Genomic DNA, 19,071 nt, shown 5'->3' with positions numbered 1-19,071 from the left:
CACCTCAAAGGCGGGGCTAGGGGCTGGGGGCCAGGGACTAGCGAAAACATACGCCGGCTCCTCTAGTTCCAACTCACCCTACCCACGTCGGTTATTTATCCCCAGCCGCTAGTCCGACCTGCCAGTCACCAGTCACCAGTCACCAGTCACCAGTCACCAGTCACCAGTCACCAGTCACCAGTCACCAGCCCCTGCCGTTAAAGAATCGCGTCCCGCTTCTGTTTCGAGTTCAGGAAGAAGGCCTGCAGGCCGTCGGCATCGCCTTCGGCAACGAGGGTTCGCAGTTTCTCCAGGTACACGGAGAAGAAGTCCATCATCTCCAATATCGCCTCACGGTTGGTGAGGGCGATGTCGCGCCACATGACCGGATCCGAGGAGGCTATCCGGGTGAAATCCCTGAAACCGCCGGCGGAAAAGGAGAGGAGATCGCCGCCGAAACGGTCGTAACCATCCACCGCGTTCACCAGAGAGTAGGCTACCATGTGCGGCAGGTGCGAGATCGCGGCTACCACCAGGTCGTGCTGCACGGGATCCATCAGCGGCACGGTTGAACCGGCGATCTTCCAGAGCTCGACCACCTTCTCCAACGCGACCGGATCGGTGTTGGGGGTGGGGGTAACGATGCAGCGCCTTCCCATGTACAGGGTGGAAAAGGAGGCCTCGACGCCGGAATGCTCGGTCCCGGCGATGGGATGCCCGCCGACGAAGAAGGTCCCTTCCGGCATGAGCGACTCGCAGGCCGACACCACGGTCTCCTTGACGCTGCCGCCGTCGGTGACGATGCATCCGGGGGCCAGGCAGGGCGCTATCTCGGCGACCACGTTCGGTATGGTGCAGACCGGCGTCGCGACGAAGACGAGATCGGCCCCGGCTACACCTTCCCTGGCATCGGTGGTGTAGCTGTCCAGGACACCAAGCTCGACGCCGCGTTTAAGGTTCGCTTCGCCGCGCCCGACGCCAACCACCTCGCCCACAGCCCCCTTCTCGCGCAGGACGCGGGCCAGGGAACCGCCGATGAGACCGACGCCGATCACGGCCATTTTCTTGAAATAGACCATGCTACGCCCCCCTCACTGACGCGCCCGGGGGTACGATCCCAGAACCTTCACGAACTGGCAGCAGGTAGAGAGATCCTGCACCGCCTCGCCGACGGCGGGATCGGAGATGTGCCCGGAGAGGTCGAGGTAGAAGATGTATTCCCACGCCTTCTTCTTGAGCGGGCGGGACTCGATCTTGGAGAGGTTGATGCCGCGCTTGGCGAAGGGCTCCAGCATCCGGTGCAGAATCCCCGGCTCGTCGCGCACCGAGAACATGAGCGAGGTCTTGTCGTCGCCGCTGCGGTCGGCCATCTTCCGGCCGACGACCAGGAACCTGGTGAAGTTGTTCACTTGGTCCTCGATGCGGGCCTTGACGATCTTCAGGTTGTAGATGGAGGATGCGTACTCGCTGGCGATGGCCGCAGCGGTGTAGTCCTCGGCCACGATCTGGGCGGCGAGCGTCGTGGAGGCGACGTCGACCAGGGGGACGTTGGGGAGGTTCTCGGCGAGCCACTTGCGGCATTGGGCCAGGGGCTGCGGGTGCGAGTAGACCTTCTTGATGTCCTCGAAGCGGCCGGTCCTGGAGAGCAGGAAGTGAGACACCTCCAAAAGGACCTCCGCGTTGATCTTCAGCTCGCTCTCCATGAACATGTCGAGCGTGTGGGAGATCATCCCTTCGGTGGTGTTCTCCACCGGGACCACGCCGTAGTACGCCTCGCCCTTCTCCACCGCCTCGAACACGGCCGGGATGGAACGCTCCGGCGAAAGCGAGGCGGAAAGGCCGAAATGCTGCATGGCGGCCAGGTGGCTGAAGGTGGCGTTGGGCCCCAGGAAGGCGACCTTCAAAGGCTTTTCCAGCGCCAGCGACGCCGAGATGATCTCGCGGAAAACGCCGCGCACCGCCTCGGCCGGGAAGGGGCCGGGGTTCGCAGCGGCGAGACGCTCGTAGATCTCCCTCTCGCGGCTGGGCACGTGAAAGTCGCTGCGGTTTTCGGTCTTTACCGCGCCGACCTGCATCACGAGCTTGGCCCGCTCGTTGAGAAGTTCCAGGATGCGATCGTCCACCGCATCTATTTCCTGACGGAGTTTTGCCAGAGTCTGCTTTTCTTTCAAAGCTTTCGGTCACCTTTCAGGAGGGATAGTGGCTTTTTGCGGAGCTGATATTTATAAGGCACCCGTCGCAAATATGCAACTTTTTTCTCTTTCTCAGGTCACCTCGGGGTGCGCCTCCGGGTTCATCGGGTTCATGCGGACCGCGAGCGAGAAGAGGTAGGGGTAGTCCTTCTGCAGGTGCGCCATGTAGGAGAGCCACTCCATGAGGAGGTAGGTATGTACGCGTTTCATGTCGCCGCTCAGGTGGTCCATGTCGCTGGCGGGGAGTCCGGTAAGGGAGCGGCGAGCCTGCAGTTCCTCGATCAGGTGGAAAACAGCCCAAAGCAGGTCGGTGAAGGATTCGTGCTCCAACAGGTTCGGGTTCTCCATGAGGGAGAGCATGACCCCTTTCTTTTCGGACAGGAAAGCCCTGAGGGCGGCGAGGTCGCCGGCGCGGGAATCGGGACGGATTTCGTGTTGCTTGAGGAATTCCCTGGCCGCGCGGTAATCCTCCTCGCGCCAGCGCACCGTGACCCCGAGTTTTTTGGAGAGTTCCTCGCCGTCGGGGTAGAAGTCGTGCAGGTCGCGCAGCAGCGGGGACCCCACCTCGCTGAAGAAGATCCCGATCACCATGTTGAGCTTCTTGATCATCGCCTCGCGCTCGCGCTCCTTGAGCACCCGCTCGATCATCAGCGTCACGAAGAGGACGTAGACCGGGAGGAAGGCCACGTTGGACATGAAGTTGAAACCGATCTCCTCGGCGCGGGGGAACAGGAAATAGTCGGCGAGGTACAGGATCAGGGAGACCAGGAGCAGCAGCCAGACGATGCGGTCCTTGGGCAGACGCAAGAATCTCAAACAAACCTCCTAGGATCAAAAGCGGTGAGGCAAAAGCCTAACGCAAAGGCGCCAGGGCGCAAAGCCGCAAAGAGTACGTCCGGCGACAGGGGACGCACCTCAGAGGGGAGTTCTTATACTGTTTTTCGGGGGTAATTACAAGAAATTGGTTTTTCTTCGCGCCTTTGCGGCTCGGCGCCTTTGCGTTGCAGCTTTTCGAGCTTTACCCGATCCGTTTCAGGCCGTCGGCGATGCGGATGGTGGCGCCGCGCCAGGTGGGGAAAATGCCCGAAACGACGCCGACCGAGAGGGCGGCCAGCAATTCGAGCAGCAGCGTCTCGCTGGAAACGCTGAAGTAGGGGAAAAACTGGGCGAGCTCGGTCTCGATCCAGCTCGCTGCCGGGAAGGTGGCGACGACGCCGAGTACGCCACCGAGAAAGGAGATGGCGACGGATTCCCCGAAGATCAGCCCCGCCAGGTGCCCCCCCTTGAAGCCGAGGGTCTTCAGGGTGGCGTACTCGCCGATCCGCTCGCGCGCCGTCATGGCCATGGTGTTGGCCGCCACCACCATGATGATGGCGATCACCATGTACGACACGATCTGGATGGCGATCATGATCGCCTCGGTCATGGACACGAAGCTCATGTGGAAGGCCTTCTCGGTTTCCGTCAGGGTCTCCGCCAGCGAGTTCTTGAAAAGCGAGTCTATGGCGAGGGCCACATCCGGGGCGAGTTCGGGCTTTTTCACCCCGACGATGAAGTAGCCGACCTGGTCGGCGCGCCGGGGAACGGTCTGGCGCATGGTCTCGTTCAGGTAGTTCCAGTGGAAGAGGAGGATGCGCTCCTCGGTCGCCTTCTCCTTGCCGTGGTAGATGCCGCGCAGCACGAACTCCCATTGACCCGGGTAGATGGTCCCCTTCAGGGTGATCAGGTCACCGACCTTCCAGCCGTAGGTGCGGGCCAGGCGCTCCCCGACGATGCACCCCTTGCGGTCCAGGAGGAAATCGTTCTTCTCCTTGGGAGAGAGGATGAACTCCGGGTAGAGCTCCATGTACCCCTTGGGCTCGATGGCGTAGTTGGCGAAGAAGTTCTTGGGCTCCTTGTAGTAGGCGCCGAACCAGCTGCCGTAGGAGACCGTGGTGACCCCGGATACGCCCCGGATACGTTCGAGGTAGGAGATGGGGAGCGGGAAGACGAGGGAGATGGCGTTACGGGTGACGAGCCGCGTGTCCGAGGCGTGCTCGGCGCCGGAGTACCAAAGGCCGACCAGGGTGCGCAAGAGGCCGAAGGCGAGCACCGCCACGGCCACCCCCACGACGGTGAGGATGGAACGGAGCCGGTGCCGGAAGAGATTCCTGAGGATGTATTTCAGGATAAACATCAAAACCTCAAAACCACCCACCACGTTTTTTCACGTGGCCCGCAGCGCCTCCACTATCTTCATCCGCGAGGCCCGGAAGGCGGGCAACACCCCGCCCACCAATCCCATGACGGCTGAAAACAACAGCGACTTCCAGACTATGCTGACGTTGAGCGTGAAGGAAAACGCCAACTCGGAGAAAGAGGCCCAGTTCATGGTGGAAATGGTTATGAGCTGCATGAAGGAGGCGGCAAACAACCCCAGCACCCCTCCGCACAACCCGAGCAGGAGCGCCTCGACGATGAACGCGGAGAGGATGCTCTTTCTCTGAAAGCCAAGGGCCCGCAAGGTCCCGATCTCCGTGACCCGATTGGCGACGGCGGCGTACATGGTGATGGTCGCCCCGATCACCGCGCCTATGGAGAAGACGACGGTGAGCACGAGCCCCAGGATGCGCAGAAACTTCGCCATGGCCTCGGACTGGTCCAGGTAGTAGCGGGTCTCCCGCTTCGCCTCGACGGTGAGCCGCGGGTCCGATTCTATCCGCGCCTTGTAGGCGTCGAAGGCGGTGGTGTCGCGCAACCGGAATATGATCGAGGAATACACCGGCCGCCTGAACGCCTGCATCATCTGGTCGCGGTCCCCCCAGATCTCGGAGGAGAACCCGGTGGCACCGGCATCGAATACGCCGACGACACGCCAGTCGCGCATCCCGAAACGAAGCGCCTCACCAAGACCGCACCCCTTGAAGCGACGCGCCACGCTCTCTCCGGCGACGACCTCGGCGGAACCGGGACGCGGCATGCGCCCCTCCTTCAGGCGGACCGCAGGGCGCAACTTCAACGAGGCCGGGTCGATGCCGCGGATGATCACGTTGGAAGGCTTGTCCCCCACCCGCTTTTTCAGGTTGATCAGAACCACCAGCTCCTTGGCCAGCAGCGGCTCCCCATCCGCCCCCACGGCTATCTCGGGCTGGCTCTCCAGCAGGGAAGCCTGGTCCCTCTCCACCGCGCTTTGCACCTCGGAGTTGGAGGATTTCCTGAGCAGCACCACGTTGTCGCTGGATCCGGTCTGCACCAGGGTCTTTTGCAGCCCCTCGGTCAGCATGAGGGTCGCGGCAAAGACGAAGACGACGAGCCCCATGCCGCTCGCGGTGAGGACGGTGGTGAGGCGCCTGGTCCAAAGATTGCGGAAGCTGTAGGAATAGGGAATGCCCATCTAGGTCACGCTCAGTTCGCCCTTCTCCAGGTGACGGATGATGTGGGCTTTCTCGGCGGCGCGGGGGTCGTGGGTCACCATGACCACGGTCTTGCCGAACTCCCGCACCAGGCGGTCCATGAGCTGAAGGATTTCCTCGGCTGAGACACGGTCCAGGTCCCCGGTCGGCTCGTCCGCCACCAGGATCTCGGGATCGGTGACGATGGCGCGGGCGATGGCGACCCGCTGCTGTTGGCCGCCGGAAAGCTGGGAGGGGTAGTGGTCCATCCGGTCGGCGAGCCCGACCACGTCCAGCACCGCCTCGACGTGCTCGCGCCGCTCGCGCCGGTTCAGGTGGGTCAACAAAAGGGGGAGCTCCACGTTCTCGAAGGCGGTCAGCACCGGGATCAGGTTGTAGAACTGGAAGATGAAGCCGACGCTGCCGGCGCGCCAGCTGGCGAGATCGCTTTCACCAAGCGTCGTGATCTCGACGTCGGCCACCTGGATGGAGCCCTCATCGGCGCTGTCGATGCCGGCTATCAGGTTGAGGAGCGTGCTCTTGCCGGAGCCGGAAGGACCCATGAGGGCGACGAATTCGCCCCGGGCGATGTCGAAGTTGATACCGGTGAGGACGGGGATGATCTGGGCGCCCCGGCGGTAGGCCTTGGAGAGGTTCCTGATACGGACGATCGGCTCGCTCGCTTCGGCCATGGCTACTTTTCCGCCGTCTTGACGCGGCTGCCGTCACGCAGCTTGTCCAGGGGCTTCGTGGCGATCCGCTCTCCGGCCTTGACGCCGGATGCGACCTGCACCAGGTCGCCCATCTTCCCCCCAAGGACCACCGGGGTCAGCTGCACCCGGCCCTGCACCACCTTGAAGACGTAATCCCTGCCGTCGCGGCGGACCACGGCCGTCGGGGAGACGGCGACGCGCGGGGTCCCCTCCCCTTGCTTCATCTCGCGCTCCAGGAAGGCGACCTTCGCGCTCATCTCGGGGAGGATGCGCGTGTCCTTGTCCAGGAAGCGGACTTTCACCATGACGCTCCCCTTGCTGCGGTCGGCCGTGGGGACTATGGTGTAGAGCGCGCCGCGGAACCGTACGTCCGGCAGGGCATCGAGGAGGATCTCGCACGGCTGCCCCACCTTGACCTTGGCCAGGTTGGCCTCGGATACGTCGGCCTCCACCTGCAGCGACCCCATGTCGGCCATGGTGACGACGGCAGCCTTGGCGTTGGCAGAGGCGGCAAGCGGCGAGACGATGTCGCCGACGTCGGCGTTCTTGGTGAGCACCACGCCGTCGAAGGGGGCGCGGATCAGCGTGTAGTCAAGGGACGCCTCCGCACCCCGCAGGGCGCTCTGCGCTCCGCTGATATTGGCCTGGGCTGCGGCGACTGCGGCGACCGCGCGCTGGTAGCGGGCCTCGGCGGTATCGTAATCCGCCTGGGCGATGATCCCCTGGCCGATCAGCTCCTTCGCCCGTGAGAGAGCCCGGGCGGCATCCTTTTGCTCCACCCTGGCCTGATCGAGGTTGTCCCGCGCAGCCGAAAGCGTCGCCGAGGCCTGCCCCTTTTCGGCAGCCACATCACGGTTTTCGAGCCGTGCCAGAAGTTGCCCCGCCCGCACCACGCTCCCCTCCTCCACCCCGAGCCATTCCAGCCTACCGGTTGCCTTGGAGGCCACCGCCGCCTTTCTCTGGGCCACCACGTAGCCGCTCGCGTTCAAAAGGGAGATGGTCTGCGAGGGATAGATGAGGGACACGGTGGCCACTTCCACCTCGACGCTGCGCCTCGCCGCCACGGTCCAGATCGCCAGCACCAGGGCCAAAAGCACCAGCACCGTCACGACCTGCGTGCGCCGCTTCTTGCCGGCGCCTCCGGCGGGGGTGTGGCGTTGCTTGTCGATGGTCAGTCTGTTCAGGTCATCTTGTGCCATGCAGGGTCACCCCGATTAGCGATTTCATAGAAGCGGAAGCTAACACATTTTCGAATGGGTGGAAAGCCACAATGCTGCTACAGCTCTTCGACCTGCAGGTCGATGATCTGCAGGTCCGGCCGTTCCGAGACCAGCCAGTACTCAAGTTCCTGCAGGAGCTGCCTGGCGCGGGTGGGGTTTGGGGCGACCGTGACGAAACAGAGCTCGGCATCGGCTGGTTGGTCGTTCAGGGCGCTCTCGGAACAGGCGACGTTGAACCGGTTGCGCGCACGGGCCAGCACGCTCTTCACGATCGCCCTCTTCTCCTTGAGCGTGCGGCTTGGCAGCAACAGCCTCATCTGCAGCAGCGCAACGTGCATCGGGTCCTCCTTTGACAAAGACAATGCAGCGATTCTACCACATCGGAGTAATTGCTGGAGCAGGCGACCCGGTATGCGGCTCGTGTGGTGACGGGGGCCGGTTACGTGTTGTTTTGGCGCGGCAAATTGAGTACACTGGCGCCGCTCTAAACGGAGGCGACATGAAGAAGTTCGTACTGATCCTGATTGCCGTCCTTCCGTCGGGATCACCATGAGTTCCGGTGGCGTCCCCTACCCGGCCCAAAAAGCCGAGCCGGAAGCGGGAACCGTTGGCTTTTACCCTTTTTAACTTGCCCCTCAAAGGCAAAAGGTGTATCCATGCTGTCCCGCCCGCGCGGGAAACAAGAAACGCAAACCGAAGGAGAAACATCGATGGGCATCCTCGCCAACACAGTAAGCGTCTGCCACTTCAAGGTCCAGGGAGATCTACCGCCGCAGGAAGAGCTTTACGCCTGGGTCACCAAGCAGCTGGCAGCGAACAGGTTCAACCCGATCGACCAGGGAACCGAGGAAACCTCGGTCGGCTGGGCGCATCTGGACGACCCCAGAATAGCCGACTTCGACTCCCCCGCGGCCTGCTGCCGCGAGCACTATTTCATGTTCACGCTGCGCCGCGACAAGCGCTCCGTCCCCTCCGCGGTCCTGAAGGCGCACCTCGAGAAGGCCAAGGAGGAGTTCCTCGCGGAGAACCCGAACTTCGCCAAGGTCCCCAAACAGAAGCGGGAGGACCTGAAGGAGGCGGTGCACGCCATGCTCCTGTCGCAGACACTCCCCACCCCGGCCACCTACGACGCGGTCTGGGACACGAAGAGCGGCATCCTCACCTTCAGCTCGCTCTCTCCCAAGGTCATCGAGCTCTTCGAGGAGATGTTCAAGAAGACCTTCGAGGGGCTCAGGGTCTCCGCCTTCCATCCCTACGCCCGTGCCGAGAGCGTGCTGGACGAGGGGAACAAGGTACTGCTGCAGCAGGCCAACAAGGCCGGCGGCGACAACTACCTGGAACTGATCAAGGAGAACCAGTGGCTGGGGACCGACTTCATGCTCTGGCTCATGTACCAGACCATGAACGAGTCCTCCGAGTACAGCGTGAACCAGCCGGGCGTGCTGCTCGCCCAGGAGCCCTTCGTGTCGTACCTGGACGACCGCGTGGTGCTGCTTGGCTCCGGCGAAAACGGCGCGCAGAAGATCACGGTGGCCGGTCCGCAGGACCACTTCAACGAGGTGAGAAGCGCGCTCTTGAACAAGAAGCAGATCACCGAGGCGACGCTGCACCTGGAGGCGGGGGACGACCACTACAAGCTGACGTTGAAGGGTGAGCTGTTCCACTTCGCGTCCTTCAAGTCTCCGGCGGTCAAGCTGGAGAAGGACAGCACGGTGGACGAGGCGATGGAGCGGGAGGCGGTCTTCTTCGAGAGGATGCTGCTGCTTGAGAAAGGGACCCAGCTCTTCAACTCGGTGTTCGCGACCTTCCTGAAGCTGAGGCTGGGGAACGGATGGGCGGAGGAGTCGGAGGCCATCCAGAAATGGCTCAACGTCTGCAGCTTCTGCAACAGCCAACTCGCCTAACCGCTGCGGCGGAATTGCATCACGGGTAAAGCAAAAGGGCGCCGGGGAATCTCCCCTGCGCCCTTCGTGCATCCGGTGCGGTAGCCATGGTGCAGATCTGCGGGGCAGCGCAGGGCAATGATCATTTGCCCCTACAGTTCCCAGATACCTGCCGAGGTCGGCTACTCCCCTACATGCAGCGCTTTCACGATGCGGCCGCCCCCCACCAGTTCATCCCCCTGGTAGAAGACCACCGACTGCCCCGGGGTCACCGACTTCTGCGGCTCGGCAAAAAAAACTTCGCCCATCCCTTCCCCCAAAAGCTTCACCCGGCAGTCGACGGGCTGCTGCCGGTAACGGATCTTGCACGTGGTCTGCACCGCGTCCCCCGCGACGGGGACCACCCAGTTCAGATCGCAGGCCACAAGTCCCGCAGCGAGCAACCCCCCGACCTCGCCGACCACGACCCTGGCGTCGGCCGCGTCGATGGCGACCACGTAGAGCGGCTCCTTCCAGGCGATCCCCAATCCCCTTCTCTGCCCGATGGTGTAGCGGTGGGTGCCGTTGTGGCGCCCGAGCACGGTTCCGTTCACATGCACGATCTCGCCGCTTCTCCCCTGGAGCCCGCCCCCCTTTTCCAGGAAGGCGACGTAATCGTCGCCGGGGACGAAGCAGATCTCCTGGCTGTCGCTCTTCTGCGCCACCGGGATCCCGAAGCCGGCGGCCAGCCTTCTCACCTCGTCCTTGCTCGGCATATCCCCCAGCGGGAAGATGACGCGGGCCAGTTGCCGCTGGGTGAGGGTGTAGAGAAAGTAGGACTGGTCCTTGGCCAGATAGGCCGCCTTGAGCAGGTGCCAGGTCCCGCCTTCGTCCTTGCTGGTCCTCACGTAATGGCCGGTGGCGAGGTAATCGGCGCCCAGTTCCAACGCCTTGTCCAGCAACAGCCCGAACTTCACGTACCTGTTGCAACGCACGCAGGGGTTGGGCGTCTCCCCCGCCAGGTACTGGGCGCGGAAATCATCCATGATCAGGCGACCGAACTCCTCCTCCAGGTGCACCTGATGGAACCCTATGCCGAGATATTCGGCAACGACCTGGGCGTCCCCCTTGGCCTGGGGGTCCTCTCCATCGCGCCGAAACAGCTTCATGTTGATGCCGATCACCTCCGCCCCCTGCTCTTTGAGAAGCGCCGCGACCGTCGATGAATCCACGCCGCCGCTCATGGCGACGGCTACCTTCTTGCCTTTGTACTCTGCTGACATATCTGCTCCGTTATGCTGCGGGTTACTGCGGTTTGCTGCGCATCCATACTTGACCGAATCGCCGCTCCAAGGCAACCTTTTTCTCCTGTCGCGGCGAGAAGTCTCCACCGGGGCGGGATCCCACTTAAGTTCCACGGCCGCCGACCGATTTGTATTGTGATGCCTGGTTTTTGTGGATTAAACTGTCTTCCGGGTCCGTACCCGTCGAAGGAGAATCGCCATGCCCCTGTCGCTCACCATCAGACGCCTGCTGAGTACGCAGCCGATCGACCTCCCGGTCTTCCACCCCATCGCGGTGAGGATCCTGCACCTGCTGCAGACTCCCGACTTCACCATGACCCAGATCACCGATCTTGCTAACGAGGACCAGTCGCTGGCCGGCCAGATACTGAAGATGGCCAACTCCCCGATGTACATCGGGCGAGTCCGGACCGAGACCATCAAGGAAGCGGTGGTAAGGCTTGGGGGGCAGGAGATCGCCAACCTTTCCATGGCGGCATCGCAGGCGAGTTTGCATACCTCGGAAAACAGAACGATCAACAGCTTCATGCAGTCGCTCTGGCTGCACAGCCATGCCTGCGCCCTAGGCAGTCGCTGGCTGGCGCGGCGGGCCGGCTATCCGCAGCACGGCGACCAGGCTTACATGGCGGGGCTTCTGCACGACATCGGAAAGCTGTACCTCTTGAAAGCGCTGGAGCGGCTGAACCAGATGGGGGTGGCGCAGGCGGCGCTCGAGGAGGACTTGCTGCTGGAGATCTTCGCCGAACTGCACGTCGAGCAGGGGTGCCGGCTCATGGAGCACTGGAACATGCCCAAGGGGTACTACAACGTGGTCGCCAACCACCACGACGAGAATTTCGACACCCAGGACATAGTGCTGACAGTGGTGAGGCTCGTGAACACGGCGTGCCGGATGAAGGGGATCGGCCTGCTGCACGACCCGGAGATCGACCTCTTCGAACAGACCGAAGCGGCCATGCTGCAACTCAGCCAGGAAGAGATGGACGATCTTCTGGACGTCCTGGAGGATTCTCAGGAACTGGTGTTGTAAGAGTTCTGGTACTCCAGAATGATGGGGAGGTCGGCGTCGGCCCACTCCAGCTCCAGCATCCTCTCCGGGGGGAGCCATGTCAGGGCGGAATGCTCGTACAAGGTGATCTCGCCGGATGCGATGCTGCAGACGTAAGGGTACAGGGTCACATCGAAGCCGGGGTACCGGTGGGTGGTCGGAGTGAGCGGGCGCCCCACCGCTATCTCCACCCCCATCTCCTCGACAAGCTCGCGTTTCAGACACTCCTCGCGCCCCTCGCCGGGCTCTATCTTCCCACCGGGAAACTCCCACCGAAGCGGCAGGTTCATGGATGCGCTGCGCCGGGCCGACAGCACCAGCCCGTCGCGCTCGATGATGGCGCAGGCTACGTGGACATGTTTTCTTTCTTGCGTATTCATGGCGTCGGACTATAGCACCAAATGATCCGGCAGTCCCTATTTTTCAAGTTGCGGGGATGCTATTGGCGTCCGGGAGCACCAGCGGGATCTGCAGCTGGAAAACGGAGCCGCCGTCGGGGGAGTTCTCGGCCCAGATGCTGCCGTCCAGCAGTTCGGTCATGCGCCGCGCCAGGGTGAGCCCGAGCCCCAGCCCCGGATAGGAGCGGGTGATCGAACCGTCGGACTGGGTGAAGTCGCCGAAGATGCGCTCAAGGTCCGCCTCGTCGATCCCCACGCCGGTATCGGAAACCGCGAACTGCAGCATAGGCTCGCCCGCGACCTCCTGCTGGCGCACCTCAAGCCCCACGGCACCGCGGGGGGTGAACTTGACCGCATTCCCCAGGAGCATGACGAGGATCTTGTGCAGCATCCCCTGGTCGGTGACCACCGCTTCCGGCAGCGCCGGGTCCAGGTGGACCTTGAAGGCAAGCCCCTTGGTATCGGCCATGGCCCGGGCCTCCATCACCACGATATCGAGGAAGCTCTTCAGGTGGAACGTGGCATTCTCGGGCGCTCCCCCCTCCCCTTCCAGCCGGCTGGTCTCGATGAGGTCCTCCACGATCCCCAGGAGCCTCAGGGCTGATTTCTGCACCATCCCCAGATACTTGCGCTTGTTATCATCCTCTTCCTGGTTGAGCACCAGGTCGGTCATGCCTATGATCGGTGTGAGCGGCGTGCGCAGTTCGTGGCTTACGCTGCGCAGGAACTCCTTCTTGGCACGCTCCGCCGCGCTCGCCAGCTGCTCGAGAAGATCGCGGTATCGCTTCAGTTCCAGGTGGTTTTTCACCCTCGCCCGGACGATGTGCGGGCTGATCGGCTTGGTGAGGTAATCGATCGCCCCCAGTTCCAGCCCCTTGATCTCCTGCTCCTCCTCGATCATGGCGGTCACGAAGATGACCGGGATGTCGCGCGTGGAGGGATCGCCCTTAAGGATGGCGCAGAGCTCGAACCCGTCCATCCCCGGCATCATGATGTCCAGAAGGATCAGGTCCGGTTTGTCGGCACGGATCAGTTCCAGGGCGTCCAACCCGCTAGTGGCGAAGAACAGTTCGTAGTCGTCCCCGAGGCTCTCGCTCAGGATCTCGATGTTGGCGGGGGTGTCGTCGACTATCATCACTGTCTGGCGTTTCATAGCTACTCCCTGTTATCCGGATGGTGCTCCTGCCCTGCCGGAAAGATGGCCAACAGCTGGCGTGCCTTCCTGAAGTCCAGTTTTTCCATGCAGGCCTGGAGCGCCTGCAATTCTTTGGTGAAGCGGCCGCTCGGCACCTGTCTGCAGAACTTGTCGAACTGCCGCTTGGCGTCCAGGCTGTTCCTGGCCAGCAGGCGTTCGAGCTTCGTCTTTTCGGCCGCGAAATGGTCGGGCAGGAAGTGACCTTCGGGTGCCGAAGGTACCGCCCGCGCCACGGGGGGGACAGCCGGTGCGCGTTCCGCCTGGTGCGCCGCGGTACGGGCCAAGGCGCGGATCATCCCGTCCACGAGGAGCGAAGGGCGCACCGGAGCCGCGTAGACGGCGCTCACCCCCCACTCGTCCCCGAGCTGCTGCACCGTCTCCAGTTGGTCCGCAGGAACCGTGGCCACTACCGCGACCTCACTGCGGTACCGGCTCGAGATGCTGCGGGAAAGCTGTTCCAGCCCCTCCTCTCCGGCGGTAACACCGTCAATCACCACCATGTCGAAGGGAATCTGGTCCGCCGCCGGCTGCTCCTTGAGCGCCTCGCAGGCGGCGGCGAAAGTCGGTACCGCCTGAAGCTCGACCGGCAGCCCCTGCAACATCTCCGCAAGCCCCTCCACCGCGGCGGGATTGCCATCCAGGACCAGGAGCCTCAGGTTGCGCAACTCATCTTCCCGGGCTTCAGACACCGGCTTGCCGGCGGCTGGGATCGCGAATCCCACCGTAAAGGAGAAACTGCTCCCCGAGCCGGGCACGCTCTGCACCTTCAGTTCCCCCCCCATCAGTTCGACCAGTTGGCGGCTGATGGAGAGCCCGAGGCCGGTGCCGCCGTACTGGCGCGTGGTGGAGCTGTCCGCCTGGGTGAAGGGGGTGAAGATCTTTTCCATCTGCTCGGGAGTAATGCCGATGCCGGTATCCTGGACGCAGAAGTTGACCTGCACCGCCCCGTCTTCCTGACCGACCGGCTTTACCGCGACCACCACCTCGCCCCGGTTGGTGAACTTGAGCGCGTTGCCGATCAGGTTGTTCAGCACCTGGGTGAGGCGCAGCGGGTCGCCCAGGAGTTTCCCGGGGAGTTCCGGGGCGAGCCGCATCTTGAAGTCGAGCCCCTTTTCCTGCGCCTTCAGGTGGTGCATGTCCGAGATGTTGCCAAGGATCTCCTGCAGGTTCAGTTCGGTCTTTTCCAGCTCCAGCTTGCCCGCCTCCATCTTGGAGAAGTCGAGGATGTCGTTGATGATGTTCAAGAGGGTCCTGCTGGCGGAGCAGATCTTCTCCAGGTAGCCGCGCTGCTTGGGCATGAGTTCGGTCTTCAGGGCAAGACGGCTCAACCCCATCACCGCGTTCATGGGGGTCCTGATCTCGTGCCCCATGTTGGCCAGGAACTCGCTCTTGGCCTGGCTGGCTGCCTGCACCAGGTCGCGCTCCCGGCGCAGTTCCTGGGCCTCGCGCTTGGCGGTCACGTCCTCGATGACGCCGATCAGATACTTCGGCTCCCCCTTCGGTCCGCAGACCAGGGACTTGGTGAGGTTCACCCACACCACGGAACCATCCTTCCTGAGCTGGCGCATCTCGATGCTGTAGTTGTCGATCTCGCGGTTGACCAGCCGGGAGAGCTGTCCCTGTTCGGCAGCGCGGTCGTCCGGGTGGATGGTCTGCTCCAGGGTCCACCCCAAAAGTTCCTCCTGGCTGTAGCCCAGAATGTCGCAAAAGCGCCGGTTGATCCGGATCAGGATGTCGCTCAGGGCGATGTGACAGATCCCCACCGCCGCCTGTTCGAAGGTGTTGCGGAAGCGCTCCTCGCTCTCCTTCAGCTGTTCCTCTGCCTTCTTGCGGAAGGTGATGTCGGTCAGGACGCCGAGCAGGGCATACACCCGCGCATGGTCGTCCTTGAGTGGGATGAGGGCCTTGCTGACCCACTTGCCGTCACGCTCGCGCTGCTCGTCGCGCTCTATGGCGGTCCCTGCCGCCATCACCCGCTCGTCTTCCTCCTGGCGCTTGCGCGCCAGCGGCTCCTCGAACAGCTCGTAGTCGGTCTTGCCGAAGACGTCACTGGGCTCGAGCCCCAGTTCGCGGGCGAAGCTGGAGTTGCAGGAGAGGTAGACCAGGTTGCAGTCCTTGAGGAAGATGCGTTGAGGCAGGTTCTCGATCAGCCCCCGGTAGCGTTTCTCGAAGAACAGGGCACTCTCCGCCTCTTTGCGCTCGGTGATGTCGTGCACCACGCTCACTACGCGAAGAGCGGTTCCGGCATCGTCGCGGAACACCTCGCCCACCTCGGAGAGGTAACGCTCGCCGCCGTCGGGGCGGACCAGGGCATACTCCACGGTGAAGGAATCGTCACCGAACAGCGCCCTTTCTACCGCGGCCGTCACCGCCTCCCGCACCGGAACCGGGAGCAGGTCGAGGAAGTCGGGGAAGTTTTCCGGCGCTTGCTCGAAAGGGATGGCGAAGATGCGGCAGAGTTCCTCGGAGCAGTCCAGGCGGCCGCTGGCGACATCCCAGTCCCAGCTCCCGATATGGGCGATGCGCTGCGAGATGCGCAACTGCTCCTCGCTGCGCCTCAACTCTTCCTCCGACTGCCGGCGCCACTTGAGGCGCAGGGCGTGCAGCCCCCCCACGAAAACCATGGCCAGGGCTCCCACCGACCCGGCCTGGGGACGGCAGACGGCCGCGACCAGGACCAGCAGCAGACACGCGCAGATGCCAAGGGCCAACGTGCTTCGGCTATGGATTGCTGCGGATCGGGTGGCAAAAAGCATGGGGCTCCTTTAACTACCGGAGAGGCTCACAGTATCCCGCGGCATCCTTTTCAAAGGTTGACGCAGCGGTCACCCCACCGTTTGCAGGGGCATAGCCACGTTATCGGCTGCATCGTCCAAAACATTAATGAAATTAGCAGTGACGGGTGAGCCGGGTCACGCGCCGGCAAGCAACGGCCGGCACCCTGCACCGGTGCGCTTGCCTCGCCAAACACCGCTTTTTGGAACGCTCTATGCTTTTTACCAGTCAACCTGCCCGTCCGTGGCAGTTCCAATCGTCGTAAGGAGGTGAAATTCATGGGAAAAGCGGTCCTGTACATTCGCGACGAGGATCTCCTAGAGAGCCTAAAAAACAGGCTGAGGGAGCGAGGTTTTGCTGAAATAATAGCGTCCGGGGGGTCGGGCGAGCTGCTGAGCGAGGCTCTGGCTAACCATCCGGAGGTGGCCGTCGTCGAATTCCGCGCGGGCGACCAGGAGATCGTCGGTACGGTGAAAAAGCTCTGGGACAAGCTCAGCCTCCCGATCGTGATGATCGCGGAGAGCCGTGACCTGGAGGAAGTGCAGACCTGGGGAGAGGCGGCTGTGTCCACCATCCTGGCCAAGCCGGTCCGCGAGGAGGAACTGGTGGCGGCGCTGTTTCTTTCCATCGCCGCGGCGCGACGGGTGGAGCGGCTCAAGGAGGAGGTCTGTTCGCTCAAGGAGAGCATCGAAAGCAGGAAGGTGATCGAGAAGGCGAAGGGACGGCTCATGGAGCGAGACAAGCTCTCCGAGGCGGAGGCCTTCCGCAGGATGCAGCGGCTCGCCATGGACCGCAGGATATCGATGCGGCAGCTTGCCGACGCGATCCTGCTCACCGAGAGCATCGCCGGGTGAGCCCCCGTCCGTAGTGGGGTAAAAGAAACGATTGACACCCGTGCTTCCGTTACCTATATTTCATCATGGTAAAGGGGAGTAGCTATCGGTTGACACGGCAACCGACCCGTGTTCGTCAAGACGGCCGCCAAGGCCCGGACATGGGGCATGACAATCCTGTCAGAGCAGGCAAGACCTTTATCCAGTGCGACTGTGCCTGGGTAAAGGTCTTTTTATTTGACCAGGCGACTCGGCAAGGAGGTAACGTCATGAACAGATTCAAGACAGCGGTCCTGCTCACCACGCTCACGCTGATCATGGTGGCCCTTGGTAGCGCCATCGGCGGCAGGGGCGGCATGTACCTCGCCTTCTTCATGGCCTGTGCCATGAACCTCTTCTCCTACTGGTTCTCGGACAAGATCGTGCTCCGCATGTACGGGGCCCAGGAGATCACCGAGGCGGAGAATCCAGCCTTCTACGGCATGATCAGAAGGCTCGCGGTCCAAGGGGGGCTCCCGATGCCCCGGGTCTACATCATCCCCTCGGAGAGCCCCAACGCCTTCGCCACCGGCAGGAACCCGGAACATGCCGCGGTCGCCGCGACCGAGGGGATCCTGCGCATCCTCACCCCCGAGGAGATGGAGGGGGTTATGGCGCACGAGCTGAGCCACGTCGCCAACCGCGACATACTCATTTCCACCATCGCCGCCACCATCGCCGGGGCCATCTCGATGCTGGCGAACATGGTGCAGTGGGCCGCCATCTTCGGCGGCCGCAGCGACGACGAGGAAGGTGGCGGCTGGGGCGGCCTGGCACTTGCCATCATCGCGCCCATCGCCGCCATGCTGATCCAGCTCGCAGTCTCCAGAAGCCGCGAATACTTGGCCGACGAAAGCGGCGCCAGACTCTGCGGCAAACCGCGCTCCCTGGCCAGCGCGCTGAGGAAGCTGGACCAGGCTTCCCGGGCGCTGCCGATGTACGAGGCCAGGCCGGCCACGGCGCACATGTTCATCGTGAACCCGCTCACCGCGGGGATGCTGATGAGGCTTTTTTCCACGCACCCTCCCATGGAGGAGCGTATCGCCCGGCTGGAGCAGATGGGGCATTAACCGGAGGGAGTTTTGACCGACAGAGAGATGATGTGGATCGCCTTCGCGGGGATCATGACCGTGATGTTCATCCTGGACCTCTTCGTGTTCAACAGGAAGAGCCACGAGATAAAGTTCCGTGAGGCGCTGGCCTGGACCCTGGTCTGGGTCGGCCTCGCCATGGCGTTCAACCTCGGCGTCTGGCAGGTCCTGGGGCCGGCCAAAGCCCTGGAATTCCTTACCGGTTATATCATCGAGGAGTCGCTCTCCGTCGACAACCTCTTCGTCTTCATCATGATCTTCTCGTACTTCAAGGTGGCCCGGGCGCATCAGCCCAAGATCCTGAAATGGGGAATCATCGGTGCGCTGGTGATGCGCGGCATCTTCATCCTGCTGGGGATCGAGCTGATCGAGCGTTTCCACTGGATGGTCTACGTCTTCGGGGCGGTGCTGATCTACACCGGGTTCAAGATGGCTTTCGGCGGGGACGACGAGGTGCACCCCGAGCACAACCCGCTGGTGCGGCTGGTCCGGCGCTTCATCCCCATCACCAAGAGGGCGCGGGGCGACCACTTCTTCATAAAGAGGCGCGGCATCTGGGCTGCGACGCCCCTCTTTCTGACCCTGATCGTGGTCGAATCGAGCGACCTGATCTTCGCGGTGGATTCCATTCCCGCGGTACTGGCGGTCACCCATGACCCGTTCATCGTGTACAGCTCCAACATCTTCGCCATCATGGGGCTGCGCTCGCTGTACTACCTGCTGGCCCACGTCATGGAGATGTTCGTCCACCTGAAGCTGGGTGTTTCCGTGATCCTCGCCTTCGTCGGGACGAAGATGCTCCTGGCTGACCTGGTCGAGATCCCGCTGCAGCTCTCCCTGGGCGTCATCGTGGGCGCCCTGACCATCTCCATCCTGACTTCGATCTTCCTGGCCGGAAAGCATAAAGGCAGGGTGTAGGAGCTGAAAACGACAAAGGCGGGCTTAATGCCCGCCAGTCCCCAGTTCCAGTCCCCAGTTCTAGTCCCCAGTTCTAGTCCCCAGTTCTAGTCCCCAGTTCTAGTCCCCAGTTCTAGTCCCCAGTTCTAGTCCC

Annotated in this window: 17 protein-coding genes; 5 read left to right on the top strand and 12 right to left on the bottom strand. The window is 62.8% G+C overall.

What is annotated here, in order from left to right; translation table 11 throughout:
• Positions 1–197: 197 nt before the first annotated feature.
• The 8 genes from KP003_RS04010 to KP003_RS03975 all read right to left on the bottom strand — a co-directional run bounded on the left by KP003_RS04010 (position 198) and on the right by KP003_RS03975 (position 7,813).
• A complete protein-coding gene (locus KP003_RS04010) occupies positions 198–1,058 on the bottom strand; it encodes a prephenate dehydrogenase (RefSeq protein ID WP_216790653.1) in 861 nt (286 codons plus the stop codon).
• Positions 1,059–1,070: 12 nt separating this feature from the next.
• Positions 1,071–2,150: a prephenate dehydratase gene (pheA, locus tag KP003_RS04005; RefSeq protein ID WP_216498503.1), complete on the bottom strand. Its 1,080-nt coding sequence runs from the start codon at positions 2,148–2,150 to the stop codon at positions 1,071–1,073.
• A gap of 93 nt (positions 2,151–2,243) precedes the next feature.
• Complete coding sequence (locus KP003_RS04000) at positions 2,244–2,987, bottom strand: MJ1433 family protein (RefSeq protein ID WP_216498504.1); 744 nt, start codon at positions 2,985–2,987, stop codon at positions 2,244–2,246.
• A 202-nt stretch (positions 2,988–3,189) separates the two neighbouring features.
• Positions 3,190–4,347 (bottom strand): ABC transporter permease, encoded by a 1,158-nt coding sequence (locus KP003_RS03995; RefSeq protein ID WP_216498505.1) that lies wholly within the window; start codon positions 4,345–4,347, stop codon positions 3,190–3,192.
• Positions 4,348–4,377: 30 nt separating this feature from the next.
• Positions 4,378–5,544: an ABC transporter permease gene (locus KP003_RS03990; RefSeq protein ID WP_216790651.1), complete on the bottom strand. Its 1,167-nt coding sequence runs from the start codon at positions 5,542–5,544 to the stop codon at positions 4,378–4,380.
• Entirely contained in the window at positions 5,545–6,234 is a 690-nt protein-coding gene (locus KP003_RS03985) for an ABC transporter ATP-binding protein (protein ID WP_216498507.1), read from the bottom strand.
• 2 nt (positions 6,235–6,236) lie between these two features.
• Positions 6,237–7,454 (bottom strand): efflux RND transporter periplasmic adaptor subunit, encoded by a 1,218-nt coding sequence (locus KP003_RS03980; RefSeq protein ID WP_216790649.1) that lies wholly within the window; start codon positions 7,452–7,454, stop codon positions 6,237–6,239.
• A 77-nt stretch (positions 7,455–7,531) separates the two neighbouring features.
• Positions 7,532–7,813, bottom strand: coding sequence for a DUF503 domain-containing protein (locus tag KP003_RS03975; protein WP_216498509.1), 282 nt, complete (start codon positions 7,811–7,813; stop codon positions 7,532–7,534).
• Between the two features lie 372 nt (positions 7,814–8,185).
• On the opposite strand from KP003_RS03975, the gene rdgC reads away from it, so the two are divergent.
• On the top strand, positions 8,186–9,379 hold the full coding sequence (rdgC, locus tag KP003_RS03970) for a recombination-associated protein RdgC (protein WP_216498510.1): 1,194 nt from the start codon (positions 8,186–8,188) through the stop codon (positions 9,377–9,379).
• A 161-nt stretch (positions 9,380–9,540) separates the two neighbouring features.
• Here the strand turns inward: rdgC and mnmA are convergent, their stop codons facing one another.
• The gene (gene mnmA, locus KP003_RS03965; protein ID WP_216790647.1) at positions 9,541–10,620 is read right to left on the bottom strand and encodes a tRNA 2-thiouridine(34) synthase MnmA; all 1,080 of its coding nucleotides are present in this window, start codon (positions 10,618–10,620) and stop codon (positions 9,541–9,543) included.
• 220 nt (positions 10,621–10,840) lie between these two features.
• On the opposite strand from mnmA, the gene KP003_RS03960 reads away from it, so the two are divergent.
• Positions 10,841–11,671, top strand: a complete 831-nt coding sequence (locus tag KP003_RS03960) for an HDOD domain-containing protein (RefSeq protein ID WP_216498512.1) — start codon at positions 10,841–10,843, stop codon at positions 11,669–11,671.
• Here the strand turns inward: KP003_RS03960 and KP003_RS03955 are convergent.
• Genes KP003_RS03955 through KP003_RS03945 form a run of 3 tightly spaced genes read right to left on the bottom strand, consistent with a single transcriptional unit; the run spans position 11,653 to position 16,038 of the window.
• Positions 11,653–12,069: a (deoxy)nucleoside triphosphate pyrophosphohydrolase gene (locus tag KP003_RS03955; protein ID WP_216498513.1), complete on the bottom strand. Its 417-nt coding sequence runs from the start codon at positions 12,067–12,069 to the stop codon at positions 11,653–11,655. The genes KP003_RS03960 and KP003_RS03955 overlap by 19 nt on opposite strands.
• A gap of 43 nt (positions 12,070–12,112) precedes the next feature.
• Positions 12,113–13,240, bottom strand: coding sequence for a hybrid sensor histidine kinase/response regulator (locus KP003_RS03950; RefSeq protein WP_216498514.1), 1,128 nt, complete (start codon positions 13,238–13,240; stop codon positions 12,113–12,115).
• A gap of 2 nt (positions 13,241–13,242) precedes the next feature.
• A complete protein-coding gene (locus KP003_RS03945) occupies positions 13,243–16,038 on the bottom strand; it encodes a PAS domain-containing hybrid sensor histidine kinase/response regulator (protein WP_216498515.1) in 2,796 nt (931 codons plus the stop codon).
• Between the two features lie 297 nt (positions 16,039–16,335).
• Here KP003_RS03945 and KP003_RS03940 point away from each other — a divergent pair, with 297 nt between their 5' ends.
• From KP003_RS03940 to KP003_RS03930, 3 genes are all read left to right on the top strand, one after another.
• Positions 16,336–16,911, top strand: a complete 576-nt coding sequence (locus KP003_RS03940; protein WP_216498516.1) for an ANTAR domain-containing response regulator — start codon at positions 16,336–16,338, stop codon at positions 16,909–16,911.
• Positions 16,912–17,159: 248 nt separating this feature from the next.
• On the top strand, positions 17,160–17,999 hold the full coding sequence (htpX, locus tag KP003_RS03935; RefSeq protein WP_216790643.1) for a zinc metalloprotease HtpX: 840 nt from the start codon (positions 17,160–17,162) through the stop codon (positions 17,997–17,999).
• 12 nt (positions 18,000–18,011) lie between these two features.
• The gene (locus tag KP003_RS03930; RefSeq protein WP_216498518.1) at positions 18,012–18,938 is read left to right on the top strand and encodes a TerC family protein; all 927 of its coding nucleotides are present in this window, start codon (positions 18,012–18,014) and stop codon (positions 18,936–18,938) included.
• Positions 18,939–19,071 lie beyond the last annotated feature (133 nt).

The sequence above is a fragment of the Geomonas diazotrophica genome (assembly GCF_019063885.1).
Lineage (GTDB): Bacteria > Desulfobacterota > Desulfuromonadia > Geobacterales > Geobacteraceae > Geomonas > Geomonas diazotrophica.
This window is presented reverse-complemented; position numbering and strand designations above follow the sequence as displayed.